We start from the raw sequence: 19286 nt of genomic DNA, 5'->3' as shown, positions 1-19286 counted from the left end.
GCCGCTACGCCTGGGACTGCGGGGTGGCCATCGTCGTGCCGGAGCGCAGGGTCGCCAGGGCGCCGCTCCAGGCCACCAGCTGGTCGAGCATCGTGTTCACCGCGCCGACCTGGTGCTCGCTGGGCTTGAAGACGCTGAAGTTCTCGAAGTCGGTGAAGAGGGAGAGCGCGACCTGTGCCCGCACGTCCGCCATCTGCAGCTCGGCGACCACCAGGCGGAGGTGCTCGACCGCCCGGGTGCCGCCGACGCTGCCGTAACTGACGAACCCGGCCGCCTTGTTGTTCCACTCCGCGTAGAGGAAGTCGATCGCGTTCTTCAGCGCCCCGGAGGTGGAGTGGTTGTACTCCGGCGTGACGAAGACGTAGCCGTCGAACGAGGCGATCTTCTCGGCCCACCGCAGGGTGTGCGGCTGGGTGTACTGGCCGAGCGACGGGGGTGCCATCTCGTCGAGGTGGGGCAGGTTGAACTCCTTGATGTCGACGAGTTCGTACTGGGCGTCGTCGCGCTGGGCGGCGATCTCGTGGACCCACCGGGCCACGGTCTCCCCGTTACGCCCGGGACGCGTGCTGCCGATGATGATGCCGATCCTGGTCATCGCGGTTCCTTCCGTCCGTCCGCCCGGTGACAGCGGGCGCGGCCGGCGTGTACCCGGTCGGCACGGTTTCGAACGGTGGCACCGACGGCACGTCGTCCCTGGTCGGTCACGGGGAGTCCGTGACCCGGCCTCAGTGCCAGTCGCTGATCTGCACGTCCCGCGGCGACGGCGCGCCCTGGCCGGTCTCCACCAGCGACTTGAGGCTCATCAGGTACGAGCCCCACTTGGTGCTGCAGTGGTGCATGAACTCCACCGGCTCCCGCCAGCCCCGGTGCGTGAAGAGCACGATCGTGTAGTCGCCGTCCTGGCGGAGGTCCCAGTCGACCGTGGTCCCCACCCACTCCGCGGGGCCGTCGACCACCCGCCAGGCCACCCGCTCGGCGGGCCGGAGCTCGACGACCTCCATGTCGAAGCCACCGGGCGGGAACCGGAACTCGAGGACGCCGCCGACCTCGCCACTGCCCTTCGTGTCGTCGGTCCACCAGCCGGCGAGGCCCTCGACGGTCGTCAGCGCGTCGTACACCTTGTCCGGCGTCGGGGTCTTGACCCCGACGCGATGCAGAATGTCCACCATCTCGACTCCCCCTGATCCTCTTGTCAGTCCGTCTGGCTGCGCTGGATCGCCTCGGCGATCCGCTTGATCCGCCGCAGCCGGGCGTCCCACGCCGACCCGACCGACGACAGCTGGGCCACCGCGCGGGCGAGTTGCGCGTCGTCCACCCGGTAGCGCTTCTCGCGGCCGGCCGGCGTCGCCCGGACCAGGCCGACCCGGTCGAGGACGCCGAGGTGCTTGGCCACCGCCTGCCGGGTGACCGGCATCTGCTGGCTGAGCGTGGTCGCGGTGCCGTCGCCCTCGACGAGCAGCAGGTCGAGCATCCGGCGCCGGGTCGGGTCCCCGATCGCGGACCAGAGGTCGTCGTCGACCTCCTCCATGACCCCGGTGCTCATGCCCGCACCGGCAGCGTCGCGGCGTACGGCGCCAGCCGCGGCAGGAAGAAGTCCCAGCCGGTGACGTGCTCCTGGTACTGCTGCTCCAGCACGGCGGTCTCCCAGCCCATCTCCCGGAAGCCGCTCTCGGTCATCCTGAGCAGCGTCCCGGCGCCCGACGGGGTGAGGTCGAAGGTGACCAGCAGCGAGTTGCCCTCCGCCGCGACCTCGCCGGCCGGGTGCGTCCACCGGAACGAGAACGTCCGCGGCGGTCGCGCGTCGACGACGGTGAACGGCACGGCCGTCCCGCCGGCGTCGCGGTCGCCGAAGACGATCTCTCCCGTCGACCCGGGCGTCGGGTCGTACCGGGCGTCGTCCGGCCACCACTGCCGCAGGTGGTCGGGACTGCTCACCACCTCGAAGACGATTTCGGGCGACGCCTCGACGTAGATCTCGCGCTCGATGGTGCCGAACTCCATGACAGACCTCCCGCAACGTTTGGTTGCGCATGACGCTACCCCGAGGTCCGGCCTGACGCAACCACTGGTTGCGCTTTGACGTCAGCGGGGCGCCATGGGGGCGAGGCCGAGGCCGGCGAGCGCCGCGGACCCGCGAACGGCGTGGTCGCCGCCGGCGAGCACCAGGGTCCGGGCCGCCTGGTAGCGGCAACCGCTCGCGTCGAACGCGGCAGCCGTGGCGAGCAGCCGCCGCCGGTCGTCGTCGAACAACGCGGCGGCCCGCTCCACGATGGCGGCGGCGACCGGGTTGCCGGCCACGACGGCCCGCGCCTCGGCCAGGCGATCCGCGGCGTCGGGGTTCCCGGCGAGCACGCTCGCCTCGGCGCGCAGCGCCACGTACCAGTGGAGCCAGATCCAGGTGACCCACTTCCACACGTCGGCGGGCTCGGGCGCCAGACGCTCCCACGCCTCCCCGGCCCGCCCGTGGTGCAGCATGAGCATGGCGTCGAAGACCGCGCCGTAGCCGTGGACATGCTCCGGCGGGGTCCCCAGCCGGCGCAGGACGGCGTCCCACTCGCGCCGGGCGTTGTGGTCGTCGCGCAGGCCGTGGATCATCGCCACACCCGCCACGGCCGGGCCGAGGACCGACCGGGCGGGGCTGCCGGCCCGCTGCCACGCCTCCAGGAACCGGGCGCCGCCGGTGAGGACCTCGTCGACGTTGCCCGCGAACGCGTCGGCCACCAGCAGCCAGCTCGTGGCGCGGTGGCCGACCTCGGCGAGCAACGGATGGTCCGCGAGCTGCCGGGCCCACCGGCGGGCGCCGGGCAGGTCCCCGGCGCCGAGGCCGGCCTCGGTGGCCATGCCGAGCGCGTCGATCAGCTCGTGGGTGCCGGCCGGAGTGTCCGGCGCGGCCGAGAGCAGCGTGATCCGGCGCCGCGCCGTGGCCGCGGCGGCGAACGCGTCACCGGCCCAGCTCCGGGCGCCGGTGAGCGCGTCGAGCGCGGCGGACTCGGCGAGCGGGTCCCCCGTGCGGTGGGCCAGCTCCACCGCCCGTTCGGCGCGGGCGACCGTCTCCGGCACGCTGTTCTCGGCCGGCCCCTGGGCGGCGCCGAACGCGTCGGTGAGCACCCCCGCCTCGGCCAGCGCCAGCGCGGCCCGGGCGGCCGGGTCGTCGCCGGCCAGCTCCCGCGCCTCGGCGATGAGCGCGACCGCCTCGGCCTCCGGCGTGAGGCGGGCGAACTTGCTCCAGAACCGGTAGGCGTTGGTGGCGGCGGTCGCCAGGTCGGTGGCGGCGCCGGCGGTGTCCCCCGCCCGGCGGGCGGCGTCCGCGGCGGCGCGCTGGAAGCGGTACATGTCGTCGCCGCGCATCCGGCAGCCGGCCACGGCCGCGGCCTGCCGGAGCATCGACGCGGTGTCGGCCGGGTCGTCCGCGAGCGCGGCCGCCTGCGCGAAACGCAGCTGCGACTCGCCGACCAGGTTGCGGGTGAAGGTCAGCTCCGCCAGGCGCCGGGCGAGGCGGTACGCGTCCGCGCGCTGCCCGGGCCGGTCGGCCGCCCACGCCAGGGCGGACCGGAGATCGTCCGCCACCGCGTCGAAGCGCACCCGCCAGTCCGCGCCGACCACCGCCAGGCCGGCGGCCTCGGCCAGGCACCAGCGCAGGTGCCGGGCGCGCGCGTCGTCCAGCTCGCCGGCCTCGGTGAGCCGCTCCGTCCCGTACTGGCGGATGGTCTCCAGCGCCCGGTACTCGGTGCCGCCGAGGGAGGCCGTCACCACCAGCAGGCTCTGCTCGGCGAGCCGGGCCAGCCCGTCGGCGACCACGCCCGCGTCGGACCCGGCGACCTCCGCCGCCGCCGCGACGGTGAACGGCGCCACGAACACCGACACCCGGCGCAGCAGCGCCCGGTCGGCCGGCTCCAGCAGGGCGTGGCTCCAGTCCAGCGCCGCCCGCACCGAGCGGTGCCGGTCGTCGGCGCGGGACCCGCCGGCGAGCATCCGGAGCTGGTCGGACAGGCCGGCCGTGAGGCCGTCGAGCCCGAGCGTGGACCAGCGGGCGGCGGCCAGCTCGATGGCCAGCGCCACCCCGTCGAGCCGCGCGCAGACCGCGGCGACGTGGTCGCGCAGGGCGGGATCGGGCGGCCGGCCCACCGCCGCCGCCCGCTCCAGGAACAGTGCGACGGCGTCGGACTCCCCGTCGCCGGCCAGGGACAGCGGCGGGACCGGGTACACCCGCTCGAACGGCACCAGGAGCCGGGCCCGGCTGGTCGCCAGCACCGCCACCCGGGGGCAGGCCGCGAGCAGCCGCTCGACGAACGGCGCCACCCCGTCCCGCACCTGCTCGCAGTTGTCCAGCACCAGCAGGGCGTGCCGGTCGGCCAGCGCGGCGACCACCGACTCGTCGATGGCGGCGCCGGGCTGCTCGCCGAGGCCGAGCGCGGCGGCGACCGCGGCCGCGACCACGGTGGCGCTCGGTTCGGTGACCGGGACCAGGTCGACGAACCACACCCCGTCGGCGTACTCGCCGGCCGACTCGGCAGCCAGCGTCAACGCGAGCCGGGTCTTGCCCACGCCGCCGGGGCCGACAGCGGTCACCTGCCGGTGGGTCTTGACGATCTCGGCCAGTTCGGCCCGCTCCCGGGCCCGGCCGACGAACGAGGTCAGCGGCGTCGGCAGGGCCGGTGCCGGGTGGGACCGGTCGGCGCGACCCAGCTCGGACGCGCGCTGGGCGAGCGCCCGCCGGTCCGGCAGCGCCAGCTTGCGCAGCAGCGAGGAGACGTGACTCTCCACGGTGCGCACCGAGATGAAGAGCCGTGCTCCGATCTCGGCGTTGCTGAGGTGCTCCCCCACCAGCGCCAACACCTCGGCCTCGCGGGCCGAGACCTCCCCCGTCGCCGTCACGGGTCCATTCTCGCCCACCCCCGTGCCGTCGATCCGTGGTGGTTTCCGTGGTCGGCACCGATGCCGGTACCGCCTCCCGCGGGCGAGGCTCAGGCGCAGGCAGATCGGTGACGGCGAACGGAGCGGCGGAGATGAACCCAGCGTCTGGTGTGCGGTCGTGGGCCGGCTCGGTCGGGCGGCTGCTGAGACAGCCGGTGCTTCGCCGGACCCTGCCCGGAATGCTGGTCTCCTCCCTCGGCGACGGCATGAGCATGGTCGCCGTGGCGTGGCTCGCGGTCCAGATCGCGCCGGCCGGCCAGGCCGGCGTCTGGACCGGGCTGGCCGTGGCCGCGTACGCGCTGCCGGCCCCGCTCGGCGCGGCCGTGCTCGCCCGGCTGGTGCGGAGGATGCGCGCCGCGCACCTCGTGGCGGCCGACGCCTCGGTACGGGCGACGGCCCTCGGCGCGGTCGCGATCCTGGCGGTGTCGGGGCTGCTGGACCCGGTGGCGTACGTGGCGTTGCTGGCGGTGTCCTCCCTGCTGCACGCGTGGGGGAACGCCGGGGCGTACACGCTCGTGGCGGAGGTGCTGCCGGCGGAGGAGGACCGGCTCACCGGCAACGCGCTGCTGTCCACGTTCGCGCAGGCCGCCTTCGTGGTCGGCCCGGCCCTGGCCGGCGGGCTGACCGCGCTGGTCGGCCCGGGCTGGGTGATCGCGGTCGACGCGGCGAGCTTCGCGGTGCTGGCCGTGGCCGGCTGGACGGTCCCGGCCCGGCGGGCCACCACTTTCGGCGTGCCGGCGGCCGAGCCGTCGGCGGGTGGCTGGCGCACCATCGCGGACCGGCCACGCCTGCTCGGGCTGATCGCGGTCACCTGCGCGTTCTTCTTCCTCTACGGCCCGGTCGAGGTGGCCCTGCCCGTCCACGTGGCCCAGGGACTGCACGGCTCACCGGGCCTGCTGGGTCTCTACTGGACGGTGTTCGGCGTCGGGGCGACGGCGGGCGCGCTCGGGGCTCCGCTGCTGCGGCGCCGCCCGCCCTGGCCGGTCGTGGTGGGCATCATCGTGGGCTGGGGCGCCGCCCTGCTCCCCCTCGGGCTCACCGACGCCGTCGCGCCCGGGCTGGTCGGGCTGGCCCTCGGCGGCCTGGTCTACGGCCCGTTCACCGCCATCTCCACGGCCCTGTTCCAGCGGGACACCCCACCGCGGGCCCTGAGCCGGGTGCTCGCCGCCCGCACCGCGCTGACCACTCCGGCCACCGCGCTGGGCACCCTGCTGGGCGGTCCGGTCGTCGCGGTGGTCGGCGGCCGGCACACCCTGCTGATCTCCGCCGTGCTCACGATCGCGCTGGGCGCCGGTGTCGCCGCCGCCCTGCGACCCACCCGGTTCGACCGGCAGCCCGCGCACCTGGGCAACGGCGGGAGCACCTCTACGATGCGAGCGTGATTCACGTCACTCCGGCCCGGAGGCCGTACCCGCTGCTCGCCGCCGCGCTCGTCCTGCTGGTGCTCGGCGCGGGTGTGGCCTGGGGAGTCGACGACGCGCTCGGGCTGAGCCACGCCCCCGCGGCCGTGCCGCACGAGGACGCCGCCGCCGCGCCCCGGCGGGTCGCCGCGCCGGCGCCGCCGCTGTCGTCCGTGGTCGTGCCCGACGAACCGCGCACCCGCAAGGCCGCGGCCGCGGTCGCCGACGCCCTGGCCGCGCGGGGCCTGCCCCGCCCGGCCGTCACCCCTGCCGCGCCGGCGCCGGCGGAGAGCACGACCCCGGCGAGCGCGACCGCACCGGACCCGTCGGCGGTGACCGTGCTGCGGGCGGCCGTGCGCCCCGCGCCGGGCGCGGCGCCGGAGTCCTACCGGCTCGGCGTCCGCGGGACCGAACTGGCCGTCGACGGGACCGACGTGGCGGGCGCCGCGGCCGGGCTGTACCGGCTCGCCGACCGGATCCGCTCCGGCGCCGAGGTGCTGCCCACCGCCGACGCGGGCCGGCTGGTCACGCCCCGGCTCGGCCTGCGGCTCACCGATGCCGGCTCGGTGGGCCGCGAGCCGGACCCGGCCGCCTTCGCCGCGGGCGACGACTACCGCCTGAACACCGACGTGGTCGGGCCGGCGCTCCTGCCGCGGGCGCCGTGGGTGGACGCCGGCGCGGTGGCCCGCGTCGGCGCGCAGTTCCGGCAGTTCGTCGACCACTCGGTGGCCCAGGGCTACAACGCCGTCGTGGTGCCGGGCTTCCTGGAGTACGTCACCTTCGCAAAGGTCGGCGACGGGCACGCGGTGTACCCGCCGGGCGACACCCACGTCGACCGTGCGCGGGCCATGGTCGCGGCGTTCGGCCCGGTCTTCGGGTACGCCGAGCAGATGGGCGTGAAGGTCTTCCTGCTCACCGACATGCTCGCCGTGTCGCCGCCGCTGGAGGCGTACCTGACGCGGACCGTCGGCGGGCTCGACGTGGCCGATCCCCGGCTCTGGGCCGTCTACCAGGCGGGGCTGGCCGAGCTGTTCGAGAGCATGCCGTTCGTCGACGGGCTGATGGTCCGCGTCGGCGAGGGCGGCGAGGTGTACGCCCAGGACGGCTGGGACTACTCCTCGAAGCTGGCCGTCACCACGGAGGCGTCCGTGCAGGCGATGCTGCGCGCGCTGCTGGACACCGCGGGAAGGGCCGGCCGGGAGGTCATCTTCCGGACCTGGACGGTCGGCGTGGGCGCGGTCGGCGACCTGCACACCAACCCGGAGTCGTACGCGCGGGTGCTCGGCGGTATCGACGACCCGCACCTGATCGTGTCCACCAAGTACACCCTCGGCGACTTCTACAGCCACCTGCCGCTGAACACCACCCTGCTGGCCGGTGCGCACCGCCGCATCGTGGAGTTCCAGGCCCGCCGCGAGTTCGAGGGGTTCGGCTCGCTGCCCAACGACCTCGGCCCGCTGCACCGCCAGGCGCTGCGGGCGTTCCTCGCCGCCAACCCGAGGGTCGAGGGCGTCTGGAACTGGACGCAGGACGGCGGCCCGCTGCGCGCCGGACCGATGTCGCTCTACCGGCAGGCCGGGTTCTGGCAGCTCTACGATCTCAACACGTACGCCGTGGCGCGGCTGGCCTGGGATCCGGACACCGACCCGGCGCAGGTCACGGCGGACTGGGCGTACCGCACGTTCTCCGCCGACCCGGACACCGTCGCGGCGATCGGGCAGGCCATGGCGCTGTCCCGGCCGGCGGTCACCCGCGGGCTCTACATCGGCCCGTACGCCGACCGGTCGGTGCGGGCGCTCGGGCTGGAGCCGCCGCCGATGATGTGGATCTTCGAGTGGGACATCCCGACCGGCGACTCGGCGGCCCTGGACAGCATCTACGCGGTCACCGGCGGCCGCGTCGAGGAGGCGATCGACGAGGGTGGACAGGCCGTCGCGCTGGCCCGGCGCATGCGGGACCTGGTGGCCGCCACCGATCCGGCGACCTGGCGGGACGCGGCGCTCCGCGAGCACTTCACCGGCACCCTGGACTACGAGGTGAACCTGTTCGAGGCGCTGGCCGCCTACCGGACCATGGTGCTGCGGCACGCGCAGTGGCTGGACACCGGCGCCCCTGCCGCCCACGACGGCTGGCGGGCCGCCGCGACCGCGTACCAGCAGGCGCGGGACGCGCACCGGCAGCGCTACGGCGCCGACCCGGACCTGCCCGCGTACAACTTCACGGCCGCCGACCTCGGGGCGGCACGCGCGGACCGGGACCCCGCCATGGCCTGGGCGGCCCGGGCGCTGCTCGCGCTGATCCTGGTGGTGGTGCTGCTCGGCCTGCGCGGGCGGGGGTTCGGCGCCGCCGCCGCGCGCGGGCTGCTGCTGGGCGCGGTCCGGCCGTGGCGGGTGGCCGCGCTGCCGGTGCCCCGGTCCGGGGCGGACCGGGTCCTCGTGTGGCTGGTCCCGGCCCTGGTCCTGGTGGCCAGCCGGCTCGTGTTCACGTGGTTCGCCGCCCCCGCGCACCTGCTGGTCAGCCTCGGCGGATGGGCGCTGTTCGCCCTCGTCGTCCGCGTCGCCGTCGGCCGGCGGGATCCGTTCCACCTGTGGGCCGTGGTGGGCGGCGTCGCGCTGCTGCGCAGCGTGCTGCTCCTGGCGGCGCTCGCCGGCCGCGGGCCGGGCGGCTACTGGTTCGCCTTCTGGACCGCCCCGGCCCTGCGCGCCGCCTACCTCACGGCCGCGTTCGCCGCGTTCGGCTGGCTGTTCGTGGCCACCGCCGTCGTCCTCCGCGACCGGTACGCCGTGCGGCGACGCCGGGTCGTCGGGCTGACCCTGACCGCCGCGGGCGTCCCGCTCGGCGTGCTGGCCGGTCTGGTCGCCGTGGTCGGCCTGGAACGCGCGTTGACGGTGTGGAACGACCAGCTGGCGCTGCTGCCCTGGGGCCTGTCCCGCATCCTCGGCATCACGGTCTACCTGGGCATTCCCGCCGACCTCGCGGGACGCGCCGCCGCCGTCGGAGCGGTCCTGGCCGGCGCCGGCCTGCTGCTGGCCGCCGGCCGGGGACGGCGGACGGCCGGACCGGCTCCGGCTTACGACCCGCCGGCACGGTGACCGGGACCGCACCGGCGGGCCCGGAGGGCCCGCGGCGGGCCGGCCCGGAGGTGACGCCGGGACGCGGTTGGGCCCGGCCGGGCGGGGTAGACCGCCCCGAGCGGCGGGGCCCTCCTCGGCCGGGTTCACCCGGTCTGGCCCCCAGAAGACGACTCGGGGGGCCCATGTCGGATGCGGCAGCGCGGGGCGGGCCGGCGGCGTCCGGCGACGTGGTCGAACTGCGGGTGCACGGGGCCTCCCGGGCGAGCGCCGGCCAGGTCCTGGACCTGCCGCAGGTCCAGCAGGTCGCGGGCGACCGCAGCGGCGGCTTCTACCGGCCCGCCCGCCGCAGGCCGGGCGCCGGCGGAGCCGAGCGGGTGACGCTGGAGGCGTACCGCTGGGCTGACCTGCCCGCCGGGACCGTGGCCCGGACCCTTTCGCTGGTGTTCCTGCTGCCGTTCATGCTGGTCAACGTGGCGATCTGGATGCGTCCGCCGGGCCGCGGCTCCGACGTGACGGTCCGGTCGCTGTGCCGGTTGCTGGCGCTCACGCTCACCGCGCTGTACGTCCTCGCGTGCGCCGGCGTGGCCCTGGACCTGATCGCGTGGAAGTGCACGGCGTCACCGCACTGCCTGGCCGGGCGCAGTTGGCTGTCCTGGCTGGGTGGGCGGCCGGTCGGGCTGCGGCTGGCGGTGCTGGCGCTGGTGCCGGCCGCCGCCGTCGGCCTGCTCTGGCGCGCCAGTACCCGCCCGGGGCGGGTGTTCGAGGCGTTCCGTGCTCCTGAGGCCGACGTGTCCGCCCATCAGCTCGGCACCGTCGGCCGGTGGGACTCCGAGCCGCTGGTGGGCCGGCTGCGCTCCATCCACGTCGCGGCGGCGTTCGCGACGCTCGACGTCACGCTGCTCGCCGCCCGGGCCGGACCCGGCGCCTCGGCCGGCACCCTGGCGCTGGCGGTCGTCACCGGGGCCGTCCTGGTCACCTGCGTCGTCCTGCTCTGCACGCCGCCGCTGATCGACCGGGCCGCCACGGACCGGCGACTCGACCGGGTCACCAGCACGCTGCGGACGGTCGCCCTGATCCTCACCGTCGTCGTCACGGCTCACGTCCTGGCCGGCCCGGCGCCGTGGCGCGAGGGTGGCGGCCTGCCCGGCTACGACGCGATCCTCACCTGGCTGTTCGTCACCCAGACGACGCTGCTGGCCGCCCTGGGCGCCGTGCTGCTGTGCCGCCGGGACCGCGGGCCGGACGGCACCCCGCTGCTCGGGCTGGGAGCGCTGGCGGTGGCGGCCGCGGCGATCAGCCTGGCGGTGGCGTACTCCGCCGAACTGGTCTACCGGGTGGCCGACTTCCTGGACCGCGACGCGCCGACGGCGGTGGCCATCACCGCCGGACCGCCGCGGGCGTACACCTGGGCGATCTTCGGCTTCTTCCGGGCCGTGCTGATCACGCTGGTCGTGGCGGGCCTGGTGACCCTGTTCTCCCGACCGCGCCGGCTTCGTGCCGCGGCGGCGATCGTCGCCCGCGACTATCCCGACCCGCCGCCGGAGGCCGGGCCGCGGCTGGGGCAGGTCCGGCAGGCGGTGGCGCGGGCGCGGTTCACCGAGATCCTCATACCGCTGGCCGTGGTCTACGCCTGCCTCGCCGGGATCGGCACGGCCACCACCACCCTCGGCCGGATGGAGGTGTGGCCGGGTGACGTCATCGAACGGTACGCGGGGGTGCCGGCCGACCTGGTCACCTTCCTCATCGCGTTCGGCAGCTGGGTGATCGCGGCGATCATCCTCGGCCTGGTGCTCGGCGCGATCTTCGCCTACCGGACCGCCGAGTTCAGGCGTCACGTCGGCATCCTGTGGGACCTCGGCACGTTCTGGCCCCGGGCCGCCCACCCGTTCGCGCCGCCCTGCTACGCCGAGCGCTCCGTGCCGGAGCTGGCCCGGCGCATCACCTTCCTGGTCGAGTCCGGCAACGCCGTGCTGCTCACCGGCCACAGCCACGGCTCGGTCCTGGCCGCCGCGACGATGCTCCAGTTGCCGCCCCGGGTCAGCAGCCGGGTCGCACTGCTCACCTACGGGTCGCCGCTGCGCCGTCTCTACGCCCGGCTCTACCCCGCCTACGTCGACGACGACGCCCTGCGCGAGATCGGCGCGCGGGTCGGCTGGCGGTGGTTGAACCTGTGGCGCGCGACCGACCCTGTCGGAGGCCGGATCTTTGCCGCCCACCCGCCGGCGGCGCGGGCCGGGGACCCGGCCGCGGCGGTGGACCGCCGGCTGCGGGACCCGGCCGCCGTGGTGGCGCCACCGGGCGACAGCGTCCCACCGCCGATCCAGGGGCACCGGCCCGGCGAGTCCGACCAGCCGTTCATCGAGGCGGCGCGCGAGCTGGTCGCGCGCCTCCGCGAACCGCCGGACCCGCCGGACGCCGTCGGCTGAGGCCCCACCCGGGTCAGTGGGCGGACCGCATCCAGTCCCGGTAGTGCGTGGGCGCCAGGTGTGCGTCCGGGCCCGCGATCAGCACGTCGCCGTCGACCACCGCGAACATGCCGGCCGCGTCGTCGATGACGACGTTCCGGTCGTCCCCCTGGGCGGCCAGGGTGACCCGGCCCAGCTCGTCGAGGGCGAAGACGTCCGGGCCGGCGACGTTGCGGATGCCGTTCAGGGGCGCGCCGGTGGCGACGTCGACGACCGCGTCGACCACGTCCGCGGCGGCCATCGGCTGAATGCGGGTGGCGGGCAGGCGAACCGTGGTGTCGTCGGAGGTCCAGGACAGGACCGCGTTCATGAACTCGAAGAACTGGGTGGCCCGCACGATCGAGTACGGCGTGGGCCCCTGCCGGAGCAGGTCCTCCTGGAGGGTCTTGGCACGGTAGTACTCGAGCTGGGGCACCTGGTCCACCCCGACGATCGAGAGGACCACCTGGTGCCGGACGCCGGCACGCTCCCCGGCGGCCAGCAGGTTGGTCATCGAGGTGCGGAAGAAGTCGAGCGAGGCCTCGTCGAAGGTCGGCGAGTTCGCCACGTTGACCACCACCTCGGCGCCCTCCAGCGCCTTGTCCAGCCCCCCGCCGGTGAGCAGGTCGACGCCGGTCGACAGCGCCGCGGGGACGGCCTCGTGCCCGGCCGCGGTCAGCTTCTGGACCACCTGCGAGCCGATCAGTCCGGTGCCACCGATGACTGTGAGCTTCATGGCTCTCACCCTTCCACGACGCGCCGCACGGCACGCCGGCTTCGTCGAGACGCCGCCTCGAACTCGGATAACTTCTGTCCGAGACTCTAATCGGATAGTCTTTGTCCGAGTCAAGAGGGGGTCCCATGAAGCTGTCCGGCGGGGTCGAGTGGGCACTGCACTGCTGCGTGGTGCTGACCACGGCGACCGAACCGGTGCCGGCGGCCCGGCTGGCCGAGCTGCATGACGTCTCCGGCAGCTACCTGGCCAAGCAGTTGCAGGCGCTCTCCCGCGCCGGCCTCGTGACCTCCGTCCAGGGCAAGGCGGGCGGCTACGTCCTGACCAGGGCTCCCGAACTGATCACGGTCCTCGACGTCGTCGCCGCCGTCGACGGCGACCAGCCCGCGTTCGTGTGCACCGAGATCCGCCAGCGCGGCCCGCTGGCCACACCGGCGGAGGCCTGCACCGGGCCGTGCCCGATCGCCCGCGCGATGGCCGGCGCCGACGCCGCCTGGCGCGCCGCCCTCCGGGCCGTCTCCATCGCCGACCTCGCCCGCGACGTCGACGAGGACTACGGCCCCACCGCGCTGGCCGGCATCCGCGACTGGCTGTCTTGACTCGCGCCCTCGGTAAGCTGTAGCTTACGTTCGTGGCTACTTACCGAACGGGCGACGGCTGGGACGCCCTGGGCGACCCCACCCGGCGCACCATCGTCGCCTGCCTGGCCGAGCGACCCCGTGCCGTCGGCGAGCTCGCCGACGAGCTGCCGATCAGCCGACCGGCGGTGTCCCAGCACCTCAAGGTCCTGAAGGACGCCGGGCTGGTCACCGACCAGGCGGCCGGCACCCGGCGGGTCTACCGGCTCAACCCGGCCGGTGTGGCCGCGCTACGGGACCAGCTCGACACGTTCTGGCACCGCGCGTTGGACAGCTACCAGAGCGCCGTCGAACAACCGACCGAGGAGACCCCATGACCGAGACAGAAGTCCCTGTGGTCCGCCGGCAGATCGTGGTCGAGGCGCCGCTGGAACGGGCGTTCACCGTGTTCACCGAGCGGTTCGGTGACTTCAAGCCGCCGGAGCACAACCTGCTCGGCGCGGCGATCGCGGAAACCGTGTTCGAGCCCAAGGTCGGCGGCCACATCTACGACCGGGCCGTCGACGGCAGCGAGTGCCGCTGGGCGCGCGTGCTCGCGTACGAGCCGCCGGACCGGGTGGTGTTCAGCTGGGACATCAGTCCCCGGTGGCAGGTCGAGACCGACCCGGACAACACCAGCGAGGTCGAGGTCCGCTTCGTGGCCGAGACCCCGCACCGCACCCGCGTCGAGCTGGAACACCGCCACCTCGACCGGCACGGCCCGGGCTGGCAGTCCGTCCGCGACGGCGTCAGCCACGACGAGGGCTGGCCGCTCTACCTCACCCGGTACGCCGCCCTGTTCACCGACCGCTGACCGCGGGCGCGGGGACGCTCCCGCCCGGTCGCGTCCCCGCACCGTCAACGGGCCGCTTCGCGGTCAGGTCCAGTAGAGCAGCCGGCAGGCCGGCACCCGGGCGGCCAGTTCCCGCTCGAACCAGGTCCGCAGCTCCGTCATCGTCTCCCGCGGGTAGACGTACTTCACCGCGCCGAACCTTCCGTACTTCCGGCGGCGGGACTCCTCGTCCATCTCCAGGCGGGTCCGCGGATACCAACCGAGCAGCACCTCCTTGCTGCCCGGCGTGAACCGGTGGGTGATCAGCTCGGCCGTCAGGTCCAGCCCGGCCAGCCCGCCCACGGCCGACGCCACCCGGTCGAGGAGCGCGCCGTAGTGCCGCCGCCAGTCGGGCACCGGCATGATCGGCGCGATGGTCAGTCCCACCGGGTAACCGGCGAGGGCCAGCCGGCGCAGGGCCGCGAGCCGGTCCGCCACCGTCGCGGTCCCGCCCTCCAGGCGCTCGCTGACCGGCGCGGCGTTGACGCTGAACCGCACCCGGGTACGCCCCCCGTGCGGCACCCCGACGAAGGTGTCCACATCGGCGTACTTGGTGGTCCAGCGCAGTTGCACCGGCGCGTCCCAGGCGGCGAAGTGCTCCACGGCCCGCCGCCAGCTCCCGGTCAGGTGCTCCAGGGCGAGCGGGTCCGTGTAGCAGGACGCCTCGAACGTGGTGCCCTCCCCGGCCCGCGCGGCGCTGCGGCTTGTCACGGTTCCCCGCCCGGCGTACGCGGCCAGCCCGGCGAGGATGTCGTCGAGGTCCGCGTACACCCGGGTCACCGGCGGGCCGGACAGCGACCCGGCGAGATAGCAGTACTGGCAGTGCGCCGGGCAGCCCTCGGCCAGGTCGACCCGCCAGTCCGCGCTCGGCGCGATCGGCTGCAGCGCCCGCCGCGACGGCGGGCTGACCACGATCGCCAGGGTGGCCTTGGCCCGCGCGTACGTCTCTCGCTCGGTCTCCCCACGCACGCCGGTCAGCCGGTTGGCGCGCAACCGCTCCACCTCGGTGCCCAGCGCCTCGACCCGGTCGACGACCCGCCGCCCGTGCGGGTGGTCGAGGGCCGCCGGAGTCACCACCACCCGGCGCGGCGTCCAGCGCCGGGCCGGCCGGGCCGCCGGCGCCAGACCGGTCAGGTCGCGCGTCGGCACCCCCTCACCGCTGGCGTCGTGCGAAGCCGGGGACACGTCCACGGCGAGCGGCTCGTCGACGTCGACGGAGTCGCTGTCCCGCCTCATCCGGCCCGCCTACCCGCTCCCCCTCCCGTCAACCCGTGGAGCTGGTCCTGGCGGGTCGGGCATGTCTCGACCGGCGGCGGGTAACGCCACGTCCCCGGTGCCGCGCGCCTGCCGGACCGCAGGCGGGCGTGGAGATCGACTGGACAGGAGACGGGCATGTCGCACCAACCCGGCGTCGCGGAGCCGCCCACCGTCCGGCGTACCGAACTCCAGCGGCATCCGGCCTCGGTGCCGGGTCGGCTGATCGTGCAGACCCTGTTCGAGATCCCGGTCGGGCTGGCGTCGGGGCGGCACCGGCACCCCGGCGAGGAGGTGGGGTACCTCATCCACGGGGTGATCGCCATGGAGTTCAACGACCGGCCCACCCTGACGGTCCACGCCGGGGAGCCGTTCCTGATCCCACCCGGAGTCGTCCACAACGCCCGGAACATCACGGCCGACGTCACCACCATGATGCTCTCGACGTACCTGGTCGACGAGACGCAGCCCCTGGTGACGCCGTGTGACTGACGGACCGTCGACCGAAAGGACCGATCATGACCAGCACCTCCGCGCGTCCCACCGTCGTCCTGGTGCACGGCGCATTCGCCGACAGTTCCAGCTGGAACGGGGTGGTGGAGCGGTTGATCGCCGCGGGCGTCGCCGTGAAGGCGGTGCCCAACCCGCTGCGCGGCATCGCCGAGGACGCCGCGTACGTGGCGAGCGCCCTCCAGCAGACGCCGGGCCCGGTCCTCGCGGTGGGGCACTCCTACGGCGGAGCCGTCATCACCAACGCCGCCTCGCGGGTCGACAACGTCGTGGGCCTGGTCTACGTCGCCGCCTTCGCCCCCGAAGACGGCGAGACGCTGATGGACATCGAGGGTGGCTCGAAGGACAGCGTGCTGACCTCGGCGCTGGTGCCGGTGCAGTATCCGACCGCCTCGGGGACCGAGGCGGAGTTCCTCATCGACCCGGCGAAATTCCACGACGCGTTCGCCGCCGACCTCGCCGAGAAGGACGCGACGGTCATGGCGGCCACCCAGCGCCCGGCCTCCTCGCTGGCCTTCTCCACGCCCACGACGAACCCCGCCTGGAAGAGGCTTCCCTCCTGGGCGGTCGTCGCCACCGGCGACCGGGCCGCCGGCAGCGACGCGCTGCTCCGGATGGCCGAGCGTGCCGGCGCCACCATCACCCGGGTCGAAGCCTCCCACGTCGTCATGGTCAGCCAGCCCCAGGCGGTCACCGACGTCATCATGCAGGCCCTCGACGGCGTGTCCCGCTGACCGCAGCCGTGCGGCCGCGGCGCGCCTGCCGCGGTGCCGGCGCGCCGCGTGGGTTCACGCCGGCAGGTCGAGGCGGGCCAACTGGCCCCGGTTGGCCACGTTGAGCTTCGGGAACGCGCGGTAAAGGTGATAGCTGACAGTCTTCGGGCTGAGGAAGAGCTGTGCCGCTATCTCCCGGTTCCTCAAACCCGCGTGAGCCAGCTTGACGATCTGCAACTCCTGCGGCGAGAGCGCCGCGAGCAGGTCGACGGCAGCGGCGGACGGTGTCTGCTCGCCGGCGGCACGCAGCTCCGCGGCCGCCCGGTCGGCCCACGGCTGTGCCGGCAGCCGTTCGAAGATCTCCCGCGCGGTCCTCAGGTGCGACCGGGCCTGGTTCTTGCGCCGGTCGCGGCGCAGCCGCTCGCCGTACGACAGGTGAGTACGGGCGACCTCCCACGGCCGTGAGCCGTCCGCGTGCGCGCGCAACGCCGCCGCGAAGTGGTGGTCCGCGAGGTCCGTGTCCGTGGTGAGCATGCCCTGGCAGCGGTGCCATACGGCCCGCGCCCAGTCCTGTCCGGCCGCGTCGGCGAACGCCCCGAACCGGTCGCCCGCCGCGCGGCCGCGCTCCGGATCGCCGAGGCGAACGGCGCACTCAACCTGGTCGGGTGCGAAGTAGACGGCATGGGCCTGGTGCCGCACCGGCCCGTCCAGGGCGGCGTCGAGCCGGGCCAGCGCCTCGGCGGTGCGGCCCTGGGCGAGGTCCAGCATCGCTCGGGCCCAGACTGCCCAGGCGAGGCCGTTGGCGATGCGGTGGGTGGCGAAGCCGTCCTGGCACTGGGCGCTGAGGCGCAGGCAGGTGTCCTCGTCGCCCTGCACGGCGGCGATCCAGGCGAGCACGCCCTCCAGATATCCGGCGCGGTTCGGCTGGCCGGTGTCGGCGGCCAGCTGCAGGCCTTCGGTGGCCGACGCGACCGCGTTGCGGAACTGTCCGAGATACAGCTCGGCGGTGGCGAGGGTCACGTGCGCGAGTGGCAACCAGCCGACCGCGCCGGCGGCGCGGCAGTCGTCGACGACCTGCCGGGCGATGCTGCCGCCGGCGGTGAAGTCGCCGACGATGCCCGCCACGAACGCGGCGTTGAGCCGCAGGCCGTAGGCGCCACGGCTCCGCAGCCCCGCGGCGACCAGCGAACGCATCACGGGCAGGGCCCCCACCGGGCCGGTGGTGAGCAGGGTGGCGGCTCCGGTGACGGCGGAGACCGCCGGTGCCAGGCTCTCCGGGGCAGGGCCCAGCTTCGCCAGCCGTTCGGCGGCGTCGGCCACGCGGGGCGGGTCGCTGAGCTGCCAGGCGTTGCGGGCCGCGTCGATGAGCACGGTACGCGCACCGACGGGATCCACGTCGGACAGTGCCGTGGACGCCGTCACCAGCAGGTCGTGTGCCCGGGCGGCGTCGCCGGAGTCGAAGGCGACCCGGGCCCGGAGTTCGTGGTAGCGGGCGGCTCGGAGCGGATCGGCGGGAGCCGCGCCGACCCGGTCCAGCAGGTGCTGGGTACGGTGCTGCTGTCCGGCATCGTTCGCCGCGACCGCGGCCGCGATCAGCCGGCGACCGCGCAGCCCGGGATCGGCGGTCAGCTCGGCGGCGCGTTCCAGTGCCGCCGCTGCCGCGGCGTATCCGCTGCGGCCCTGCGCCCGCTCGGCGGCGAGTTCGAGCGCGCGGGCGGTGGTCTCGTCGGGGCCCGTCGCCGCCGCGGCGAGATGCCAGGCCTGTTGGTCCGGCTCCGCGGCGACGGCCTCGGCGAGCGCCCGGTGCACGGCCAGCCGCTCGATCCCGGCCTGCTGGTAGGCGACGGCCCGCAGCAACGGATGGGTGAAGACCACCCGGCCGCCGGACACCCGCAGCAGGTCGGCCTGCTCGGCCTCGGCCAGGGCGGCGCGCAGCGCGTCGCGGGAGATCCCCCGGGTGGCGGCGGCGCGCAGCAGGTTGCCGAGTTCGGCTGCCTCGTCGGCGGCGGCGATGGCGAGCACGGCACGCGCGGTCGGCGCCAACCGGGCGATGCGTGTACCGAAGGCGTGCTCGAGCCGCTTCGACAGCGGCAGCGGCGCGGGCAGGTGCGTCTGCTCCGCCGCCACGTGCGGCAGCTCGCGCAGTGCCAGCGGGTTGCCGCCGCTCTCCCGGATGATCCGTTCCCGCGCCGCGTGGTCCAGACCGGGAGACCAGCGGTCGAGCAGGGCGCCGCAGGCCGAGGCGCCGATCCCGGCCAACCGGTGCTCGGGCAGACCTGCGGGATCGAACCCGGGACGCGCCGCGAAGACCATCGCCACCGCGTCGGCGTGCAACCGCCGGCCGACGAAGCGCAGCGTCCGCGCGGAGGACTCGTCGAGCCAGTGCGCGTCGTCGACGAGGCAGAGCACCGGCTCGTCCTCGGCCAGGTCGCCGAGCAGGGTCAACGCGGCGGCGCCGATCAGCAGCGGGTCCCGGCCGGCGGCCGGCTCCACCCCGAGCGCACCGAGCAGGGCGGTGCGCTGCAGGTCGGGCAGCGCCTCCGCGCGGCCGAGCACCGGGTGGAGCAGGAGGTGGAGGGAGGCGAACGGTATCTCCGCCTCGGACTCGACCCCGGCGCAGCGCAGCACGGTCAGCCCCGGGCCGGTGGTGACGTGGTCCAGCAGCGCGGACTTGCCGATGCCCGGATCCCCGATCACCACGAGCGCGGCGCTCCGGCCGGCGCGTGCCTGCTCGACGGCGGTCCGCAGGACGGCCAGGTCAGCGTCGCGGCCCACCAGCATGGGATCGGAAACTA

16 protein-coding genes are annotated in these 19286 nt (G+C 75.1%); 8 read left to right on the top strand and 8 right to left on the bottom strand.

The genetic code is table 11. The features are described 5' to 3' along the window. Window positions 1–4: 4 nt before the first annotated feature. The 5 genes from NFX44_RS28530 to NFX44_RS28510 all read right to left on the bottom strand — a co-directional run bounded on the left by NFX44_RS28530 (window position 5) and on the right by NFX44_RS28510 (window position 4875). Window positions 5–595, bottom strand: a complete 591-nt coding sequence (locus NFX44_RS28530; RefSeq protein ID WP_262286695.1) for an NADPH-dependent FMN reductase — start codon at window positions 593–595, stop codon at window positions 5–7. 130 nt (window positions 596–725) lie between these two features. Then, entirely contained in the window at window positions 726–1169 is a 444-nt protein-coding gene (locus NFX44_RS28525) for an SRPBCC domain-containing protein (RefSeq protein ID WP_262286694.1), read from the bottom strand. A 23-nt stretch (window positions 1170–1192) separates the two neighbouring features. Continuing rightward, window positions 1193–1543, bottom strand: a complete 351-nt coding sequence (locus NFX44_RS28520) for a metalloregulator ArsR/SmtB family transcription factor (protein WP_262286693.1) — start codon at window positions 1541–1543, stop codon at window positions 1193–1195. Further along, entirely contained in the window at window positions 1540–2001 is a 462-nt protein-coding gene (locus NFX44_RS28515; RefSeq protein ID WP_262286692.1) for an SRPBCC family protein, read from the bottom strand. Before NFX44_RS28515 ends, NFX44_RS28520 begins: the two co-directional genes overlap by 4 nt. A gap of 81 nt (window positions 2002–2082) precedes the next feature. Further along, a complete protein-coding gene (locus NFX44_RS28510) occupies window positions 2083–4875 on the bottom strand; it encodes a LuxR C-terminal-related transcriptional regulator (protein ID WP_262286691.1) in 2793 nt (930 codons plus the stop codon). A 131-nt stretch (window positions 4876–5006) separates the two neighbouring features. On the opposite strand from NFX44_RS28510, the gene NFX44_RS28505 reads away from it, so the two are divergent. From NFX44_RS28505 to NFX44_RS28495, 3 genes are all read left to right on the top strand, one after another. Beyond that, the gene (locus tag NFX44_RS28505) at window positions 5007–6296 is read left to right on the top strand and encodes an MFS transporter (RefSeq protein ID WP_262286690.1); all 1290 of its coding nucleotides are present in this window, start codon (window positions 5007–5009) and stop codon (window positions 6294–6296) included. Beyond that, window positions 6293–9406: a hypothetical protein gene (locus tag NFX44_RS28500; RefSeq protein WP_262286689.1), complete on the top strand. Its 3114-nt coding sequence runs from the start codon at window positions 6293–6295 to the stop codon at window positions 9404–9406. The genes NFX44_RS28505 and NFX44_RS28500 overlap by 4 nt, the downstream gene beginning before the upstream one ends. 164 nt (window positions 9407–9570) lie before the next feature. After that, the gene (locus tag NFX44_RS28495; protein WP_262286688.1) at window positions 9571–11814 is read left to right on the top strand and encodes a hypothetical protein; all 2244 of its coding nucleotides are present in this window, start codon (window positions 9571–9573) and stop codon (window positions 11812–11814) included. Window positions 11815–11827: 13 nt separating this feature from the next. Here the strand turns inward: NFX44_RS28495 and NFX44_RS28490 are convergent, their stop codons facing one another. Continuing rightward, window positions 11828–12568 (bottom strand): SDR family oxidoreductase, encoded by a 741-nt coding sequence (locus NFX44_RS28490; protein ID WP_262286687.1) that lies wholly within the window; start codon window positions 12566–12568, stop codon window positions 11828–11830. A 125-nt stretch (window positions 12569–12693) separates the two neighbouring features. Between NFX44_RS28490 and NFX44_RS28485 the strand changes: the two genes are divergently transcribed. From NFX44_RS28485 to NFX44_RS28475, 3 genes are read left to right on the top strand one after another with little or no spacing between them, the layout of a single operon-like run. Continuing rightward, the gene (locus NFX44_RS28485) at window positions 12694–13164 is read left to right on the top strand and encodes an Rrf2 family transcriptional regulator (protein ID WP_262286686.1); all 471 of its coding nucleotides are present in this window, start codon (window positions 12694–12696) and stop codon (window positions 13162–13164) included. Window positions 13165–13196: 32 nt separating this feature from the next. Then, the gene (locus NFX44_RS28480) at window positions 13197–13520 is read left to right on the top strand and encodes a helix-turn-helix transcriptional regulator (protein ID WP_262286685.1); all 324 of its coding nucleotides are present in this window, start codon (window positions 13197–13199) and stop codon (window positions 13518–13520) included. Beyond that, window positions 13517–13996, top strand: coding sequence for an SRPBCC family protein (locus NFX44_RS28475; RefSeq protein WP_262286684.1), 480 nt, complete (start codon window positions 13517–13519; stop codon window positions 13994–13996). The genes NFX44_RS28480 and NFX44_RS28475 overlap by 4 nt, the downstream gene beginning before the upstream one ends. A gap of 63 nt (window positions 13997–14059) precedes the next feature. Here the strand turns inward: NFX44_RS28475 and NFX44_RS28470 are convergent, their stop codons facing one another. Beyond that, window positions 14060–15250, bottom strand: a complete 1191-nt coding sequence (locus tag NFX44_RS28470; protein ID WP_262286683.1) for a spore photoproduct lyase family protein — start codon at window positions 15248–15250, stop codon at window positions 14060–14062. Window positions 15251–15406: 156 nt separating this feature from the next. On the opposite strand from NFX44_RS28470, the gene NFX44_RS28465 reads away from it, so the two are divergent. Together NFX44_RS28465 and NFX44_RS28460 are read left to right on the top strand one after the other, a co-directional pair. Next, entirely contained in the window at window positions 15407–15760 is a 354-nt protein-coding gene (locus NFX44_RS28465) for a cupin domain-containing protein (protein WP_262286682.1), read from the top strand. Between the two features lie 26 nt (window positions 15761–15786). Continuing rightward, the gene (locus tag NFX44_RS28460) at window positions 15787–16512 is read left to right on the top strand and encodes an alpha/beta fold hydrolase (RefSeq protein ID WP_262286681.1); all 726 of its coding nucleotides are present in this window, start codon (window positions 15787–15789) and stop codon (window positions 16510–16512) included. Between the two features lie 54 nt (window positions 16513–16566). On the opposite strand, the gene NFX44_RS28455 is transcribed toward NFX44_RS28460, so the two are convergent. Beyond that, the gene (locus NFX44_RS28455) at window positions 16567–19272 is read right to left on the bottom strand and encodes a LuxR family transcriptional regulator (protein ID WP_262286680.1); all 2706 of its coding nucleotides are present in this window, start codon (window positions 19270–19272) and stop codon (window positions 16567–16569) included. Window positions 19273–19286: the final 14 nt, after the last annotated feature.

The organism is Micromonospora sp. MA102 (assembly GCF_025460765.1).
Lineage (GTDB): Bacteria > Actinomycetota > Actinomycetes > Mycobacteriales > Micromonosporaceae > Micromonospora > Micromonospora halotolerans.
Note: the sequence above shows the minus strand (reverse complement) of the source record. Positions and strands in the feature narration are given on the sequence as shown.